This is a genomic window from Cloacibacterium rupense (assembly GCF_014645495.1).
GTDB classification, from domain to species: domain Bacteria; phylum Bacteroidota; class Bacteroidia; order Flavobacteriales; family Weeksellaceae; genus Cloacibacterium; species Cloacibacterium rupense.
Genome location: NZ_BMLV01000002.1, coordinates 654,482 through 672,267 on the forward strand (window position 1 = coordinate 654,482; position 17,786 = coordinate 672,267).

Annotated in this window: 13 protein-coding genes; 8 read left to right on the plus strand and 5 right to left on the minus strand. The window is 32.2% G+C overall.

Translation table 11 applies throughout. The annotated features are described in order from the left end of the window. Positions 1–24 precede the first annotated feature (24 nt). The 5 genes from IEW40_RS07055 to IEW40_RS07075 all read left to right on the plus strand — a co-directional run bounded on the left by IEW40_RS07055 (position 25) and on the right by IEW40_RS07075 (position 6,349). Positions 25–2,493 (plus strand): DUF7619 domain-containing protein, encoded by a 2,469-nt coding sequence (locus IEW40_RS07055; protein ID WP_188617362.1) that lies wholly within the window; start codon positions 25–27, stop codon positions 2,491–2,493. A 111-nt stretch (positions 2,494–2,604) separates the two neighbouring features. Next, entirely contained in the window at positions 2,605–3,828 is a 1,224-nt protein-coding gene (locus tag IEW40_RS07060) for a 3'-5' exonuclease (RefSeq protein WP_188617363.1), read from the plus strand. Positions 3,829–4,086: 258 nt separating this feature from the next. Further along, the gene (gene lysA / locus IEW40_RS07065; protein ID WP_188617364.1) at positions 4,087–5,286 is read left to right on the plus strand and encodes a diaminopimelate decarboxylase; all 1,200 of its coding nucleotides are present in this window, start codon (positions 4,087–4,089) and stop codon (positions 5,284–5,286) included. A 30-nt stretch (positions 5,287–5,316) separates the two neighbouring features. Beyond that, positions 5,317–5,736, plus strand: coding sequence for an energy transducer TonB family protein (locus IEW40_RS07070; protein WP_188617365.1), 420 nt, complete (start codon positions 5,317–5,319; stop codon positions 5,734–5,736). A 103-nt stretch (positions 5,737–5,839) separates the two neighbouring features. Continuing rightward, entirely contained in the window at positions 5,840–6,349 is a 510-nt protein-coding gene (locus tag IEW40_RS07075; RefSeq protein WP_188617366.1) for a hypothetical protein, read from the plus strand. Positions 6,350–6,375: 26 nt separating this feature from the next. On the opposite strand, the gene IEW40_RS07080 is transcribed toward IEW40_RS07075, so the two are convergent. The 3 genes from IEW40_RS07080 to scpA form a co-directional block, all read right to left on the minus strand. Continuing rightward, positions 6,376–6,579: a DUF2281 domain-containing protein gene (locus IEW40_RS07080; RefSeq protein WP_188617367.1), complete on the minus strand. Its 204-nt coding sequence runs from the start codon at positions 6,577–6,579 to the stop codon at positions 6,376–6,378. Between the two features lie 116 nt (positions 6,580–6,695). Beyond that, positions 6,696–7,691 (minus strand): enolase C-terminal domain-like protein, encoded by a 996-nt coding sequence (locus IEW40_RS07085; RefSeq protein WP_188617368.1) that lies wholly within the window; start codon positions 7,689–7,691, stop codon positions 6,696–6,698. A gap of 62 nt (positions 7,692–7,753) precedes the next feature. Next, a complete protein-coding gene (gene scpA, locus IEW40_RS07090) occupies positions 7,754–9,877 on the minus strand; it encodes a methylmalonyl-CoA mutase (protein ID WP_188617369.1) in 2,124 nt (707 codons plus the stop codon). A 432-nt stretch (positions 9,878–10,309) separates the two neighbouring features. Between scpA and pflB the strand changes: the two genes are divergently transcribed. Next, positions 10,310–12,535, plus strand: a complete 2,226-nt coding sequence (gene pflB / locus IEW40_RS07095; protein WP_188617370.1) for a formate C-acetyltransferase — start codon at positions 10,310–10,312, stop codon at positions 12,533–12,535. Positions 12,536–12,621: 86 nt separating this feature from the next. After that, the gene (gene pflA / locus IEW40_RS07100) at positions 12,622–13,368 is read left to right on the plus strand and encodes a pyruvate formate-lyase-activating protein (RefSeq protein WP_188617371.1); all 747 of its coding nucleotides are present in this window, start codon (positions 12,622–12,624) and stop codon (positions 13,366–13,368) included. An 86-nt stretch (positions 13,369–13,454) separates the two neighbouring features. Here the strand turns inward: pflA and prfA are convergent, their stop codons facing one another. Together prfA and IEW40_RS07110 are read right to left on the minus strand one after the other, a co-directional pair. Then, positions 13,455–14,537 carry a peptide chain release factor 1 gene (prfA, locus tag IEW40_RS07105; RefSeq protein WP_188617372.1) on the minus strand — a complete coding sequence of 361 codons (1,083 nt, stop codon included), beginning with the start codon at positions 14,535–14,537 and terminating at the stop codon, positions 13,455–13,457. A gap of 169 nt (positions 14,538–14,706) precedes the next feature. Further along, positions 14,707–14,979 carry a hypothetical protein gene (locus tag IEW40_RS07110; protein WP_188617373.1) on the minus strand — a complete coding sequence of 91 codons (273 nt, stop codon included), beginning with the start codon at positions 14,977–14,979 and terminating at the stop codon, positions 14,707–14,709. A gap of 283 nt (positions 14,980–15,262) precedes the next feature. On the opposite strand from IEW40_RS07110, the gene IEW40_RS07115 reads away from it, so the two are divergent. Then, the gene (locus IEW40_RS07115) at positions 15,263–17,734 is read left to right on the plus strand and encodes an FAD-dependent oxidoreductase (protein ID WP_188617374.1); all 2,472 of its coding nucleotides are present in this window, start codon (positions 15,263–15,265) and stop codon (positions 17,732–17,734) included. Positions 17,735–17,786: the final 52 nt, after the last annotated feature.

Genomic DNA, 17,786 nt, shown 5'->3' on the forward strand with positions numbered 1-17,786 from the left:
TTTTTTAACACCATTGAAAACACCATGAAAACAAAATTATTTTTTCTTTTTGCGCTTTTCTTTTTTGTTAGTTTAGAGGCTCAAGACATTTGGTTTTTAAATACCTCTTTTAAAGACAAATTGCTTTCTTCTAGCCCAACTAATAACATAGCTCAAGATATCAATGGTAATTTTGTAGCTGTAGATAGCAATAAAGATAATGAAATACAAATATCTGAAGCAGAAAATATTTCAATGTTAAATCTTAATGATGAAACAGGCTATGGCTCTTTATCAGGTATTAATGAAATTAGTTATTTTAAAAATATACAAGTTCTTAAGTGTGAAAACAATTATTCATTAAGTACTTTAAATTTAAGTAATCTTCCTTTATTGAGAGAAATTTATGCTTCAAAAAGTAAAGTGAGATATTTAACACTTGTAAACCTTCCAAGCTTAAAAATTATAGATATAAGTGCAAGTGGTTATAGTGGAAATTTTGCAGTAAAAGACTTGCCAAGTCTAGAGAAGATAAAACTAAATGACAATTTTTATCTCAACAATATAAGTATACAAAACTTGCCAATGTTAAATAGCATTGACATTAGTTATGGCAATATTCAAAGTCTTAATATTAGTGATTTTCCAAATTTAAAGGAAATCATTTCTAATAATAGTAATATTTCTAATGTAACTCTGAATAACTTACCACAACTGTTAAAGGTTAATTTTAATATAAATAAAATCGCAGATTTTAATTGTAAAGGATGTGATAATTTGCAAGAAATTAGAATTAGTTATAACAATTTAACGTCAATTGATGTGTCTAACAATCTACAACTTAAATATCTAAATATTTCTAATAATTTGCTAACAGATATAAATCTCTTAAAAAATTCAAAATTACAAGAACTAATTTGTCAATTTAATAAATTGAAATCTCTAGATTTATCTTTAACGGGTGTAGTTTTAGTAGAAGCTTATGTTAATGCATTAGAATTTATTAATATAAAAAATGGTGTTAATACCAAATTAAATGCATCGGTAGGAAATTTGAAATATATATGTTGTGATGAAAGTGAAATAAATACAATTAATTATACATGTGAAGCATGTACGCCACCATCAATAAATTCTTATTGCAGTTTTGAACCAGGAGGAAGTTATAATAATATTTTAGGAAATGTAAAATTAGATATTAATAATAATGGTTGCGAAACTACAGACGCTAATTTTTCAAAACTAAAAATTAAAATAACTAAAGACGGACAAGATGTAGGTACTACAATTTCTGATTTACAAGGTAATTATGAACTATTTACAGATGCAGGAAATTTTGTGCTTACTCCTGTTTTAGAAAATTTAGATTATTATACAGTTACACCGAGTTCAGCAACCATAAATTTTCCAAATACTAACAAAAATACTTTCACTCAAAATTTCTGCGTAGTTCCAAATGGAACGCATAATGATTTAGAAGTACAATTTGTGCCAATTTCACAAGCAAGACCAGGTTTTGACGCAACTTATAGATTTGTGTATTTCAACAAAGGAAATACTACACTTTCAGGAAATGTAAATCTTGATTATCAAGGCAATAAAGTGAGTTTTGTAAATTCAGAATTGCCTCCAGATACTAATGTAAATTCAAATCTAGTTTGGAATTTTACAGATTTAAAACCTTTTGAACAAAAAAGCTTCATTATAACCTTCAAACTAAATCCGCCATCCCATCCTACAGATCCATTAATTGCAGGTGATAAACTCACTTTTACAGCAAAAATTTTCCCAATTAATAATGATGAAACACCTAAAGATAATAATTTAGTTTTACATCAAACAGTTGTAAATTCTGTAGATCCCAATGATAAAACTTGTCTAGAAGGAGACATAATTACCCCAGATTTAGTAGGAAATGATGTACATTATTTAATCAGATTCGAAAATGTAGGAACAGCCAATGCAGTAAATGTAGTGGTAAAAGATATGATTGATACTACAAAATTTGATGTAGAAAGTTTGCAACCAATTAAGTCATCACATCCTTACAGAATGACAATAACAGAAGGCAATAAAGTAGAATTTTTCTTTGAAAACATACAGCTTCCTTTTGATGATGCTAATAACGATGGTTATATTTTATTTAAAATTAAAACAAAGCCAACATTGGTAGTAGGAAATACCTTTAGCAATAAAGCCGATATTTATTTTGATTATAATTTCCCAATTGCAACCAATGAAGCCATTACAACGGTTCAGAATAATTTATCAACCCAAGAATTTTCAAAATCAGAAATTTCAGTTTATCCAAATCCAGTAAAAGACATTCTCACTTTCAAAACCAAGGAAAAGGTAAAAAAAGTAGAAATCTATGATGTTAACGGAAGATTGATAAAAGTAGAACTAGGAATCAGCAATAACCAGATGAATGTTTCTTCATTGAAAACAGGAACTTATGTGATAAAAGTGATTTCGGATAAGAAATATTATCAAACTAAGTTTATAAAACAATAATTTTGTAGAAATTTATCATTCCCACAAATTTTTAAAATGTAAATTTGTGGGAAATTTTATTAAAATTCTGCATTCACTTTTTGCTGAAAGCAGATTGCTGAAAGCAAAATAATGTACACCATAATAGACATAGAAAGCAACGGAGCTGGTTACCGAAAAGAAAGCATCATAGAAGTTGCTATTTTTCGGTATGATGGTCACACAATTACAGACCAATTTATTTCTCTAGTAAATCCTGAAAGTGATATTACTCCTTTTGTGCAAAAATTGACCAAAATCACTCCAAAAATGGTAAAATCTGCACCTAAATTTCACGAAATTGCCAAAAGAATCATCGAAATTACAGACGGTACAACTTTGGTTGGGCATAACATAGACTTTGATTACAGAATGCTTCGACAGAGTTTCAAAAGATTAGGTTATGAATTTAAAATCAATACGTTAGACACCATTCCATTAGCCAAGAAATTAATTCCTGATCAGGACAGCTATTCTCTTGGGAAATTATGTAAATCCATCGGAATTCCTTTGATTGATGAACACCGAGCAAGTGGCGATGCTAGAGCAACTTTGGAACTCTTTAAGTTGTTGAAAACCAAAGATAATAGCAAAGAAATCATCCAACAACATCACGAAGAGAGTAATGCTAAAAACTATATTAATAAAATCAAAGAATTAACCCAAGATTTGCCATCAGAAAAAGGCTTTTTGTATTTTCAAAATGCATCTGGCGCAATTATTTTTGAGGAATATGTTGATGATTTATTTAAGGTTTCAAAGAAAATTTTTAATTCTAAATCCAAGAAATTTGTTGAAATTCAAAACGAAGTAGAGCAAATTACCTATGAATTAACAGGTACAGATACCATTGCTAAGTTGGTCTTAATCAATAGAAATAAGAGCAAAAAACAATTTTTACCGTACGGTTTGTTCTACAAAAATGATAAATATTTAGTTGATAAAAATTCAAAACATCAGGAAAAACCAATTCTAAAATTTAAAAATTTTTCGCAAGGAAATAAAGTGAAAAATTACATCAATCAAGATGAGTTGTTAAAAAATCATCAACTTTTAGAAAAAACCATTTCCCTGAAAAATAGAAACGAAATCTGGATAGGAAAAGGCAGAAACCTTGGTGAAAAGTCTTTCTTGATTTTAGAAAAGGGAAAACTCATCGGTTTTGGATATTACGAACTCTATCACCAGATACAATCTAGAGAAAAACTAAATAAACTACAGATAGAAGTGAAGAAAGTAACGCCAGAAATTACCAACGAACTGAAACTCTCTTTACTTAAAAAAGAATATGAAATTGTACAACTTCCTGAAAAATAGCGCTGAAAATATTGTATAATTGAACATTATCTATTACTTTTGGCAAAAAATTAGATAAAAAATTAAAAATGAACGCAATTCTAAAGATAAAATCTACTTCTTCTAAGGGAAAGAAACACTTTCCTAAGGCTAAGAAATGGTCTTATTCTAAAGAGCTGCAATAATTTTTATTGAAATAAAAGAAATTTACATACGAAGCAGGCTCTTGATAGAAAAGTCCTGCTTTTTTTATGTTTTAAAAATTAAAAATTTAACCCTATGACCAACCAAGATTTATTGAACATTGCACAGGAATTCGGTACACCGGTTTATGTTTATTATGCAGATTCTATTAAAACTCAGTACGAAAAACTGAAAACTTCTTTCGGAGAGCAAACCAAGTTTTTCTATGCTTGTAAATCGCTTACCAATATTAATATTTTAAAATATGTAGAAAAATTGGGCGCCAATTTAGACTGTGTTTCCATCAACGAGGTAAAATTAGGGTTGAAAGCTGGTTTTTCTCCAGAGAGAATTCTCTTCACGCCTAACTGTGTAGATTTGGCAGAGATAGAAGAGGCAATGGCGGAGAAAGTACATATTAATATTGATAATATCTCTATTTTAGAACAATTCGGGAATAAATTTGGGGACAGTTATCCTATTTTTATTAGAATCAATCCGCATATTTTCGCTGGTGGAAATTATAAAATCTCTACTGGGCATATCGATTCAAAATTTGGGATTTCTATTCACCAATTGCGCCACATAGAACGCGTGATGAAAACCACGGGTGTAAATGTAGAAGGACTTCACATGCACACAGGAAGCGAAATAAAAGACCCTGATGTTTTCTTGCAAGGTTTAGAAATTATGTTTGAACTTTCTGAGAATTTCCCAAATCTGAAATATATTGATATGGGAAGCGGTTTCAAGGTTCCTTACAAAAAAGACGAGATGGAAACCGATGTGAAATCTCTAGGTAAAAAAGTAGAAAAGGCGGTTTCTAAATTCAAAAAAGAGACGGGTAAAGATTTCGAACTTTGGTTTGAACCGGGTAAATATTTGGTTTCAAAATCTGGTCATTTTTTGGTGAAATCTAATGTGATTAAGCAAACTACGGCAACTGTTTTTGTAGGCGTAAATTCTGGTTTTAATCATCTAATAAGACCTATGTTTTATGATTCTTACCATATCATAGAAAATCTTAGCAATCCAAAAGGGCCAGAAAGAATCTACACGGTAGTTGGTAATATTTGTGAAACCGATACTTTTGCGTGGGATAGAAAATTGCACGAAGTAAGAGAGAGTGATGTTTTGGTGTTTAGAAATGCCGGAGCTTATGGTTTTGAAATGAGTTCTAATTTCAATTCGAGATTAAAACCTGCCGAAGTTCTTTTCTTAGACGGAAAAGCACACCTCATTAGAAAAAGAGAAGAATTTGAAGATTTATTGAAAAATCAAATTGAAGTTTTGTAAAAAATTATTAACTTTAAACAAAAATAGTTTATGAAAAAATTAATATCATTATTGAGCATTTTATTTTCAATGTTTTTTTGGGCTCAACAAGGTTCTTCTTTAGAATATAAAGGAGGCAGAGAAAAATTAATTTCTGATTTGAATGAAAATCTCATATCTGTATTGAAAGAATATAATTTCAATGGAAATGCAGAAATAGTATTTGATATTAATAAAAATGGTAAAATAGAAAATTTTAATATTTTTCCAAAAGCAGAAGATTCATCTTTTGAAAAAGAAGTTTATAGAGCTGTTCTTAGAACCCAAAAGAATTGGAAGACTGCATTAAACAAGGATGAAGTAAATTCAATAAGAGTTTCAATTCCTATAGAGTACTATATTAATGCGGAAGATAAATCAGAAAAAAGTAATAGCATGCAATATTTTAATAGGACTTTTGTTGCAAGGTAAAAAATATAGAAATATCCTAAAAAGGCTGTAAATAATTTGCAGCCTTTTTTTGTAACTTTAAACTCTAGTTTTTAGAAAAAATCTCAATCCAAAAAATGAAAAAATGAAAAATTTAATTTTTATGAGTTTACTCTTTTCATCATTCTGTTTTGCACAAAATGATTTAGAAGAGATGAGAAATGAAGACCAATTATTGTTGTCAGAAAACGGCAGAAATACTTTTAGATTAGATATTAGACAACCTTTTACACTCAATAAAGTGTATACTTGCAAGAAATCTGATTTTAATTCTCAATTTTCTAAAGCAGAGTTTCCGGGTGGTGAAGAAGTTTTTGTGAAACAACTTAAAAAATATGCAAACGCTTATTTAGATAGAAATTCCTATTCTCTTAATGGAACTTTCTATGTGAGTTTTGATGTGGATAAAGATGGCAAAATGAAAAATATAGTAGTAGAACCTAAAGTTCAGAATGCAGAAATGTTCATCGTTGACCTTAAGTTTTCATTACTTAGGATCAAGACACTTTGGAAGCCTGCAGTTTGTGCTGGAGCTTCAGTGAGTTCTAGGGTAAAGCTGAGATTAGATTTTACAACAGATTTTACAGATTCTTAAATCAAATTTAGATTTAATCGTAAAAATTATTTTTCTGGTTCTATATGAGTTCTACCATATTTTATATCTTCTAAACCTCTTAGGATCACTCTTTTTTGTTCATCACTTAGGTTTTCATCTTTGTGGAATTTATAAACTAGAAATTCCACATACTCTAGTAATTCTTCTGCTAAGTAATCTGGTAAATCTTTTATTAAGTTATTTATTTTTTGTAAAGTAGTGGTTTCCATAGTTGAGAAATTTTGCGATGATAAAGTTACACTGAATTTCAAAAACTCACGAAATTTAGAATATGATTGATTTCAATGATATTTGTTAGGTTTTAAGTTGAAAAATCTTAAAAAAATTATCCTAAAAAAGAAATTCCTAATCCAGGTTTTTCAGAAAGAATAATTTTGCCATTTTTCACAGAGTTTCCATTGGCATAGTCATTAGAAATCAAATTAGCGCCATCTAAATCTGCAAAATCTAGCAAACCAGCTAAAGAACAACCAGCAGAAATTCCTATGGAGCTTTCCGTCATACAGCCTAGCATAATTTTATAGCCTAGCTTTTTGGCTTCTGTTATCATTTCTAACGCAGGAGTTAAACCACCACATTTCATTAGTTTAATATTGATGGAAGAATAATGAGGTTTTAGCTTTTCTAAAAAAGTAATGTCTTGGCAATCTTCGTCTGCCATCCAATTAACTAAATTGCTGTTTTTTAAAATTCCGAAATTCCCTATTTCTAAAGGCTGCTCTATGTACATTAATTTCTGAAATACAGATGTTTCCTGAATAAATAGACAATCTTCTTTGGTGAAACTTGCATTGGCGTCTAGCGCGATATTTCGGTTTAAATTCAATAATTTTTCGGTGTTTTTTAGGTTAAAACCATTGCATTTAACTTTAAATTTGTTCCAAGAACTGTTTTCTATTTTTCTAATTTGTTCATCTATTTCTGCAATCGAAACAGTGATGGAGCTTTCTGCTAAAATTTTGTTTTCCAGTTGATTAATATCTGAGAAGCTTTTGTTTTCTAACTTCCCAAACAAATCCCAATACGCACAATCTAGCGCCGAAAGTAAAAAATGATGAAGCTGAAATTGTTCTAAGAAAGCAAAAAATTCTTCTGGATGAATGATTTTTTGATTTTCAATTCTAGCTTGAATTTCTTTTAATTTCAGAACAAAATCTTCCAGATTGATACCATAATAGTTGATGGCAACGCACTCTCCGTAACCGTATTTTCCTAAATGAGATAATTTTACGACCAAAGCATCTCGCTTGTCATAATTACCGTAAGCGATGGAGAATGTTTCTTTTAGATGAAGTTCGGTTTTGTGGAAATGTAGTTGCATTTACTGTTTTAATTGAAACGAAATCAAAATTTTATTGGTGAATTAGTGGCAAAATAGATGTTTTACTTCAAAAACTTCTCCAAAATCTCCACCGCAGATTTCGGTAAATTAGTTCCAGGTCCGAAAATAAAATCTGCACCATTTTGGTATAAGAAATCATAATCTTGTTGCGGAATTACACCACCTACTACAATCGTAATGTCATCTGCGCCTAATTTTTTTAATTCTTCTACCACTTGTGGAACCAGTGTCTTGTGACCTGCGGCTAAAGACGAAACGCCTAAAATGTGAATATCATTTTCCACGGCTTGTTTTGCTACTTCTTCTGGAGTTTGGAAGAGCGGAGCAACATCTACATCAAATCCCATATCTGCGAAAGCCGTTGCTACTACTTTTGCACCACGATCGTGACCGTCTTGACCCATTTTTGCAACCATAATTCTTGGTCTTCTTCCTTCCTCGTCTTCGAATTTTTGGGTTAAGGAAACTGCTTTTTCGAAATATTCATTTTTATTGGCATTCATAGCATATACTCCAGAAATGGTTCTAATGTTGGCTTTATAACGTCCGAAACTTTCTTCCATTGCATCGCTCATTTCGCCTAAAGTTACTCTTCTTCTTGCAGCTTCAATACAGAGCTCTAATAAATTTCCTTTACCAGATTTTGCGCATTCACGAATTGTATTTAATATTTGGATGACGGACTCCGTATTTCTTTCTGATTTTATTTTTTCTAAACGTTTGATTTGTTTTCTTCTAACTTCGGTATTATCAATGTCTAAAATTTCAAATTCTGGCTGTTTAAGATTTGATTTAAAGGAGTTTACGCCAATTATGAATTCCTCACCGCTATCAATTTTTGCCTGTTTTATGGCAGATGCTTCTTCAATTCTCATTTTCGGAATTCCCGCTTCAATAGCTTTGGTCATTCCGCCTTCTTTTTCTACTTCGTCTATATATTTCATAGCTTCCTCAATCATTTGTTGAGTAATAGATTCTACCAAATAGCTTCCTCCCATTGGATCTACTACGTCACAAATTCCAGACTCTTGCTGAAGGATAATTTGTGTGTTTCTTGCAATTTTTGCCGAATAATCTGTTGGCAAAGCTATTGCTTCGTCTAAAGCATTGGTATGCAGCGATTGCGTTCCACCAAGAGCGGAAGAAAGAGCTTCAATTGCCGTTCTTGTGATATTATTAAAGGGTTCTTGTTCTGTTAAACTCCAGCCAGATGTTTGGGAATGCGTTCTTAATGCTAAAGATTTTTGATTTTGAGGATTAAATTGAGTGAGAAGATTTGCCCAAATATATCTTGCAGCTCTCATTTTGGCAATTTCCATAAAATGGTTCATCCCAATTGCCCAGAAAAACGACAATCTCGGCGCGAAATCATCGATATTCATTCCTGCCTTAATTCCTGTTCTTACATATTCTAAACCGTCAGCTAAAGTATAAGCCATTTCCAAAACGGGCGTTGCGCCTGCTTCTTGCATATGATAACCAGAAATAGAAATGGAATTAAATTTTGGAATATTTTTAGAAGTATATTCAAAAATATCAGCGATAATTTTCATTGACGGAGTCGGTGGATAGATGTAAGTATTTCTTACCATAAATTCCTTCAAAATATCATTTTGAATAGTTCCGGAAAGTTGTTCCTGAGAAACGCCTTGTTCTTCTGCCGCAACAATATAAAATGAAAGAATCGGTAAAACAGCACCATTCATTGTCATAGAAACTGAGATTTCGTCTAACGGAATTTGGTCAAACAAAATTTTCATATCTTCTACAGAGTCAATAGCAACTCCCGCTTTTCCTACATCGCCAACCACTCTTGGATGGTCAGAATCATAACCTCTGTGTGTGGCCAAATCGAAGGCTACGGAAAGTCCTTTTTGACCAGCCGCTAAGTTTCTTCTGTAAAAAGCATTGGATTCTTCGGCGGTAGAAAAACCTGCGTATTGACGAATCGTCCAAGGTTTTTGGACATACATGGTAGAGTATGGGCCTCGTAAATAAGGGGCGATTCCTGCGGAAAAACCTTTTAAGGTAAGTTCTTTACTGTCTTCAGAAGTGTATTTAGATTTTAACTGAAGTCCATCTTTCTCAAAAGAATAATTTTCAGTATTTGAATTAAAACTGAAGTTTTGAAAATCAGGATTTTGATTTTGAATTTTGGTTCTCATTTCAAGAAATTTCTATCAGTAAATTTAATAAAAATTTGCGTTCTAGAAAACTAAGGTTTTTTGGAAGAAAAGTATGCTATCTATCGATTTTGGGCATTTTGATTATTTGGTCAACAAGTGTCTATATTATTGTTAATTATTTATTAATTAAAACATTTTGTTATTAATTTGGCAAATTTAATTTTCTTATTAAAACTCTGTTTAAACTATTTAGCGTTATTACTTATTTCTTCTATCAAAAAAGAAAATTTGATTAAAAAAATCAACCGTAATGCTAATAAAAGTCATATTAATTGGCTTTTGTATGATTTTTTATGTGTCTAACTTTGCCAAACCGTAATGGGAGTTTATAAGAGGGAAATTAATTTTCTTATAAATTTCAAGATGATAAAAGTTTATAAAAAATTAGAAAATATTAAAAATTTAGAAATTATGGAAGCAACAATAGGATTTAAACCTGGTGTTTGGCAAAAAGAAATCAATGTAAGTGATTTTATTAAAAATAACTATACAGAATATACTGGTGACGAAAGCTTTTTAGCTGGTCCAACAGAAGCAACTAATCAACTTTGGGCTGAGCTTTCTGAAATGTTTAAAGTAGAAAGAGAAAAAGGTATTTATAATGCAGAAACTAAGAGACCTTCTCAGATTGATGCTTATGGTGCTGGATATATTAATAAAGATTTAGAAAAAATAGTTGGTTTACAAACAGATGCTCCTTTAAAAAGAGCAATATTTCCAAATGGTGGTATCAGAATGGTAGAAGATGGGCTAAAAGCCTATGGTTATGAGTTGGATGCTGATACCAAAGAAATTTACACTAAATATAGAGTAACTCATAATGAAGGGGTTTTCTCTGCGTACAATGCTCCGATTAGAGCAGCTAGAAATTCTGGTATTGTAACTGGTTTACCAGATGCATATGGACGTGGTAGAATTATTGGTGATTACAGAAGAGTTCCTCTGTATGGTGTAGATTTTTTAATTAAAGATAGAGAAGATTATTTCAATAATATGCAATGTGATGGTATGAGCGAAGAAATTGTAAGACTTCGTGAAGAAATCACTATGCAAATTAATGCATTGAAAGCACTAAAAAGAATGGCAGAATCTTATGGTTATGACATTTCTAAACCAGCCACCAATGCAAAAGAAGCTATCCAATGGTTATATTTCGCTTATTTAGCAGCTACTAAAGACCAAAATGGTGCTGCAATGTCTATTGGTAGAGTTTCTACTTTCTTAGATATTTATATTGAAAGAGATATTAAAAGAGGCGTTCTTACCGAGCAAGAAGCGCAGGAATTAGTTGACCACTTCGTGATGAAACTAAGAATTATCAGATTCCTTAGAACTCCAGAATATGATGCACTTTTCTCAGGTGATCCAGTTTGGGTAACAGAATCTTTAGGTGGTCTTAACAAAAAAGGAGGTTCTTTTGTTACCAAAAACAGTTACAGATTTTTACACACTTTATACAATATTGGTCCATCTCCAGAACCGAATTTAACTGTTCTTTGGAGCGAAAAATTACCAGAAAATTGGAAAAAATATTGTGCTAAAGTTTCTATAGATACGTCTTCATTACAATATGAAAATGATGATATCATGAAAGATTGTTTCGAAGATGACTACGGAATCGCTTGTTGTGTTTCTCCGATGACTTTAGGAAAACAAATGCAATATTTCGGAGCAAGAGCTAATTTACCAAAAGCTTTACTATACGCAATTAATGGTGGGGTAGATGAATTAACCAAAAAACAAGTAACACCAGTAATGCCAAAAGTAGAAGGTGATTATCTTGATTTTGATGATGTTTGGAATAAGTTTGATAAAATGATGGATTGGTTAGCAGAAACTTACATCCAAGCATTGAACATTATCCACTACATGCACGATAAATATTCTTACGAAGCTTACGAAATGGCACTTCACGATGTAGATGTTATCAGAACTCAGGCTTGTGGAATTGCGGGTATCTCTATCGTAGCAGATTCATTTGCCGCAATGAAGTACGGAAAAGTAAAAGTGGTAAGAGATGAAAACGGCATTATTGTAGATTACATCGTAGAGCAACCATACGTTCCTTACGGAAATAATGATGACAATACAGACCAATTTGCCGTTGATATTGTTAAAATCTTTATGGACAAAGTTCGTCAACAAAAAACCTACAGAAACGCTATCCCAACTCAGTCTGTGTTGACCATTACTTCTAACGTAGTTTATGGTAAAAAAACAGGTAACACACCAGACGGAAGAAGAGAAGGTGAACCTTACGGACCAGGTGCAAACCCAATGCACGGACGTGATACCAGAGGTGCAGTAGCTTCTTTAGCTTCAGTTGCTAAACTTCCTTTCGAAGATGCACAAGATGGTATTTCTTACACCTTTGCCATTACTCCTGAAACTTTAGGAAAAACTGATGAAGAGAAAAAAGCTAATTTAATTGGTTTGATGGATGGTTATTTCAACCAAACAGGTCACCACTTAAATGTAAACGTTTTTGACCGTTCGTTATTAGAAGACGCAATGGAACATCCTGAAAAATATCCTCAGTTAACCATCAGAGTTTCTGGTTATGCTGTTAATTTCATTAAGTTGACTAAAGAACAACAACTAGATGTAATTAATAGAACAATTACAGAATGTTTCTAATTTTTATATAAATTCATTTATTTTTCGAGGAGAGTTAGGAAGCGGTTCTTAACTCTCTTTTTTTTAATTTTGTATTTTTGAAAATTATGTCAACACACGGATTTGTACACTCCTACGAAACTTTCGGTACCAAAGACGGTCCCGGAATTAGATTTATATACTTTTTGCAAGGTTGCCACCTTCGTTGTCTCTATTGTCACAATGCAGATACTTGGAACAAAGGAGAAAAAACCAAAATGACAGTAGACGAAGCCTTCCATGAGATAGAAAAAGTAAAAGGTTTTATAAAAACTGGCGGAGTTACCGTTTCTGGTGGAGAACCATTGATGCAAGCTAAATTTGTGCTAGAATTATTCAAAAAATGTAAAGGACAAGGCATTCATACTTGTGTAGATACCAATGGTTATTTGTTTAATGATGATATTAAAGAAGTATTAGAAATTACAGATTTAGTTCTTCTAGACATTAAACATATAGACCCAGAAAAATATTTAAAACTCACAGAAGTAGAGCTAGAACCTACGCTGCAGTTTATGCAATATTTGTCTAAAATCAACAAACCAACTTGGCTAAGATACGTTCTCGTTCCTGATTATACAGACGATGCCGAAGATTTAGAAAATTGGGCGAAATATGTTTCTCAGTTCAAAAATGTAGAACGGGTAGATATTTTACCATTTCACCAAATGGGCGCACACAAATGGAAAGAAATTGGTAGAGAATATCCTCTGGAAAATTGCAGACCATCTGACATGGAAGATGTAAAAAAAGCAGTGGAAATTTTTAGGAAATATGATTTGCCTTTACCGGTTAATCAAAAATTAAATAGCTAGAGATTTTCTGCATCTTTTTGAGAAAAAAAGCACTAAAAAAGCTCCCAAATTTTGAGAGCTTTTTCTGTATATTTTTCAGAAATCCGTTAAATTTCTTCTTGTCCTTTCATTTTCTCAGCATTTTCTGCCATAATCACAGCATCCATCATTTCTTGGATGTCGCCATTCATATAAGCATCTAGATTGTAGATAGATTTATTAATTCTGTGATCGGTAACTCTACCTTGAGGATAATTGTAGGTTTTAATTTTTGCAGAACGGTCACCAGTAGAAACCATCGTTTTACGTTGTGCCGCAATATCGCCAACAACTTCTTGTAATTTAATATCATACAATTTCGCACGAAGCATTTCCATTGCTAACTCTCTGTTTGCCAACTGAGAACGCGCTTGTTGACAAACCACCACAATTCCTGAAGGTTTGTGCGTCAATTGAACTTTTGTTTCTACTTTGTTTACGTTTTGTCCGCCAGCTCCACCAGAACGTGAGGTTTGCATCTCAATATCTGCAGGATTTATTTCTACATCTACTTCTTCTGCTTCTGGTAAAACCGCAATCGTAATCGCCGAAGTGTGAACTCTTCCTTGAGATTCCGTTTCTGGAACTCTCTGAACACGGTGAACTCCCGATTCAAATTTCATAATTCCATAAACACCTTCTCCTTCTACTTTCATCACAAGTTCTTTGTAACCTTTAGACGCTTCAGAAGAATCGGTAACTTCGTGTCTCCAACCTTTGGCTTTGAAGAACATAGTGTACATTCTGTACATATCTTCCACGAAAATTGCAGCTTCGTCACCACCAGTTCCGGCGCGCATTTCTAAGATAATGTTTTTATCATCAGCAGGATCTTTCGGAATTAAAAGCACTTTCAGTTCTTCTTCTAAACCTGGGATTTTTTCTAAGGCTTCGTTTTTTTCGATTTTGGCTAATTCTACAAAATCTTTATCAGAACCATCTGCAATGATTTCGTCTGATTCTTCAATGGTGTTAAGAGCTTGCATATACTCATCAAAAACTTTTACGATTTTTCCTAAATCGCTGTATTCTTTGTTGAGCTGACCATATCTTTTTTGGTCAGTAATTACATCGGGTTGTATGATTAAATCAGCAACCTCGTTATAACGTTGCTTAATTGCTTGAAGTTTTGGGATTAAACTTTTTGACATAGTCTAAAATTATTTGGGTGCAAAGATAAGGAATTTTGCTTGGATGTTAGATGTTAGATGTAAGGATGAAAAAAATCTGCTCAGAAAACTGAACAGATTTTAAATATATTTTGTTTTGCTTTGATATTACTTTCTTCGAATTCAGGGAAGAAAGCAATGTCATCGAAAATTAATGATGACCAGCGTGTAAATAAGGGCCGTCTCCTTTTGGTTGGTTGTAGATTACTTCTACACCTTCTTGTTCTACCAAAGTTTTTCTTCTGATATCTTCTGGATTAAATTTCTTAGTTTTCCCGAAATACTCAGCTAAACCTTCTGTTAACCACATAGGAATTACCACTCCGAAGAACATAAAGATACACCAAAATCCTACTAGGAACATTGTTATAAAATAGACAGTCCATAGGAACTGATAAAATGGCCAAAATCCTGCTAAAAACATAATTTTATTATTTTAGGCAAAAATAAAAATTTACTTCTACTTATGCAAAAATAATTATGTTTTTTTTATGAGTATTGTTTTCTCATTTTTTATGGTTCTTTATTTTAAAAAAAATTGAATAAATAAAATGACTAAATCGATAAAAATTACCTTTTTTAATAGAAAAATATCTTTGTTGTAAACTTTCTTTTTTTTGAAGTCAATTATTGATTTTTTTCATCATTTTATTATGTAGTACGCTATTTATTTCTAGTAATTTTGCAACGAAATTTAATTACAGAAGATGAAAATATTGATTGTAGGCGGTGTAGCTGGTGGTGCCACTAGCGCTGCGAGATTAAGAAGATTGGATGAAAAAAATCCGATAATTTTATTTGAAAAAGGAGCGTATATTTCTTATGCAAACTGCGGTCTTCCTTATTATATTGGGGGAGTGATAGAAGAAAGAGAAAAACTTTTTGTACAATCTGCAGAAGAGTTCGGAACAAGATATGGGATAGATGTTAGAGTAAATACTGAAGTTTTGAGCATTCATCCGGAAGAAAAATTGGTAAAGGCAAAAAATCTTATTACAGGTGAAACTTACGAAGAGACTTATGACAAATTAATACTTTCGCCAGGCGCAGATCCTATAGTTCCACCACTTCCAGGGATAAAGAGTGAAGGGATTTTTACCATTCGTAATGTGACGGATACAGATTATATCAAAGAATATATTACTACTAAAAATGTACAAAGAGCAATAGTAGTTGGGGCGGGTTTCATTGGTCTGGAAATGGCTGAAAACCTTCATGAATTGGGAGTTCAAGTTTCTATTGTTGAAATGTCTGACCAAGTAATGGGCCCTTTAGATTATTCTATGGCTTCTATTGTGCATCAACATTTGAAAACTAAAAATGTAGAATTTTATCTTCTTGATGGTGTAAAAAGTTTTGAAAAATTAGAAGACGGAAGCATTGTTGTTGAATTAATGTCAGGAAGAAAAATCACAGTAGATATGGTTATTCTTTCTATTGGAGTTAAACCAACTATCAAGCTTGCCAAAGAAAGTGGTTTAGAAATTGGAGAAGCAGGTGGAATTAAAGTAAATTCGTATTTACAAACCTCAAATCCAGATGTTTATGCAGTAGGTGATGCAATAGAATTCCCAAGTCCTATTACAGGAAAACCATTTTTGAATTATCTGGCAGGCCCTGCAAACCGACAGGGTAGAATATGTGCAGACAATATTATTCTCGGAAATGTTACAGAATACAAAGGTTCTATTAGTACGGCAATTGCCAAAGTTTTTGATATTACGGTCGCTTCAACTGGTATTGCGAGTAAAATTTTGAAAAAATCTGGAATTAAATATTTAGATTCTATCACGCATTCTGCTTCTCACGCGGGTTACTATCCTGGTGCAATTCCTATGACCATCAAGATTATTTATCAACCAGAAACTGGTAAACTTTTCGGAGCGCAAGTTGTGGGTTATGACAGTGTTGATAAAAGATTAGATTTAATTGCAAGTGTAGTAAAAAAAGGAGGAACAATTTATGATTTAATTGACATAGAACACGCTTATGCGCCACCCTATTCTTCAGCAAAAGACCCTGTAAATATGGCAGGTTATGTTGCCGAAAATATTCTGAAAGGAAAAGTAAAAATAAAACATTGGAGACACGTAAATGCTCAAGAAACATTAAAAGGAACGGTTTATCTAGACGTAAGAACAAAAGATGAATTTGAATTAGGTTCAATTCCTGGAGCTATTAACATTCCGATTGATGAATTGAGAGATAATCTTCATCTGCTTAATAAATCAAATACCATTGTGGCATTTTGTGCGGTTGGCTTAAGAGGTTATTTGGCGGCAAGAATTTTAATGCAAAATGGTTTCGAAAATGTATTTAATCTAAATGGAGGTTATAAAACTTGGGAATATGCAGTAAAAAAACAGAGCAACGAAGATATTTACAAAAATTTGGTGGTTAAAAAAGATGACCATATTTATCAAGCTCAAAATAAATCAGTAAAAGTTTCTAGTGGAAATGCAATAAAAGTTGATGCTTGCGGACTGCAATGTCCAGGTCCGATTATGAAACTTAAAAAAGTTTTTGACACCGCAGATTCTGGAAATGTATATGAAGTTTCGGCAACTGACCCCGGCTTTGCGAAAGACGTAGTTTCTTGGTGTAATATGACAGGGAATAAACTGATAGATGTAACTTCTAACGCTGGGAAAATTTCTGCAATTATAGAAAAAGCAGAACAAAAGAAAACTTCTGTACAAAGAAACACTCAAAATGGAGCTTCTTTTGTGGTTTTCAGTGATGATTTAGACAAAGCATTGGCTACGTTCGTTTTGGCGAATGGTGCTGCAAGTTCTGGCAAAAAAGTGACCCTTTTCTTTACTTTCTGGGGATTGAATATCATCAAAAAAACAGAAAAACCTAGCGTGAAAAAAGATATTGTAAGCAGAATGTTTGAGATGATGATGCCTTCAAATTCAAAAAAATTGGCACTTTCTAAAATGAATATGTTCGGAATTGGAGCTAAAATGATGAGGAATCAAATGAAAAACAAAGGCGTAGCTTCACTAGAACAAATGATGAATGACGCACAAGAAAATGGAGTAGAATTTGTGGCTTGTCAGATGTCTATGGATGTAATGGGCGTGAAAAAAGAAGAAATGTACGATTTTGTACAAACTGGTGGTGTGGCAACATTCTTAGAAAAATCAGACGAATCTAATCTTAATTTATTCTTATAATTTCAAAAGATTTGTGAATATAAAAAGAGAGCGGAATCTTCGCTCTCTTTTT

Excerpts from the sequence above, each read along its gene's own strand:
- IEW40_RS07075 (WP_188617366.1), top strand. The coding sequence starts at position 5,840 with ATGAAAAATTTAATTTTTATGAGTTTACTCTTTTCATCATTCTGTTTT.
- prfA (WP_188617372.1), bottom strand. The coding sequence starts at position 14,537 with ATGTCAAAAAGTTTAATCCCAAAACTTCAAGCAATTAAGCAACGTTAT.
- IEW40_RS07060 (WP_188617363.1), top strand. The coding sequence starts at position 2,605 with ATGTACACCATAATAGACATAGAAAGCAACGGAGCTGGTTACCGAAAA.
- pflB (WP_188617370.1), top strand. The coding sequence starts at position 10,310 with ATGGAAGCAACAATAGGATTTAAACCTGGTGTTTGGCAAAAAGAAATC.
- IEW40_RS07085 (WP_188617368.1), bottom strand. The coding sequence starts at position 7,691 with ATGCAACTACATTTCCACAAAACCGAACTTCATCTAAAAGAAACATTC.
- lysA (WP_188617364.1), top strand. The coding sequence starts at position 4,087 with ATGACCAACCAAGATTTATTGAACATTGCACAGGAATTCGGTACACCG.
- IEW40_RS07070 (WP_188617365.1), top strand. The coding sequence starts at position 5,317 with ATGAAAAAATTAATATCATTATTGAGCATTTTATTTTCAATGTTTTTT.
- IEW40_RS07055 (WP_188617362.1), top strand. The coding sequence starts at position 25 with ATGAAAACAAAATTATTTTTTCTTTTTGCGCTTTTCTTTTTTGTTAGT.
- IEW40_RS07110 (WP_188617373.1), bottom strand. The coding sequence starts at position 14,979 with ATGTTTTTAGCAGGATTTTGGCCATTTTATCAGTTCCTATGGACTGTC.
- IEW40_RS07115 (WP_188617374.1), top strand. The coding sequence starts at position 15,263 with ATGAAAATATTGATTGTAGGCGGTGTAGCTGGTGGTGCCACTAGCGCT.
- pflA (WP_188617371.1), top strand. The coding sequence starts at position 12,622 with ATGTCAACACACGGATTTGTACACTCCTACGAAACTTTCGGTACCAAA.
- scpA (WP_188617369.1), bottom strand. The coding sequence starts at position 9,877 with ATGAGAACCAAAATTCAAAATCAAAATCCTGATTTTCAAAACTTCAGT.
- IEW40_RS07080 (WP_188617367.1), bottom strand. The coding sequence starts at position 6,579 with ATGGAAACCACTACTTTACAAAAAATAAATAACTTAATAAAAGATTTA.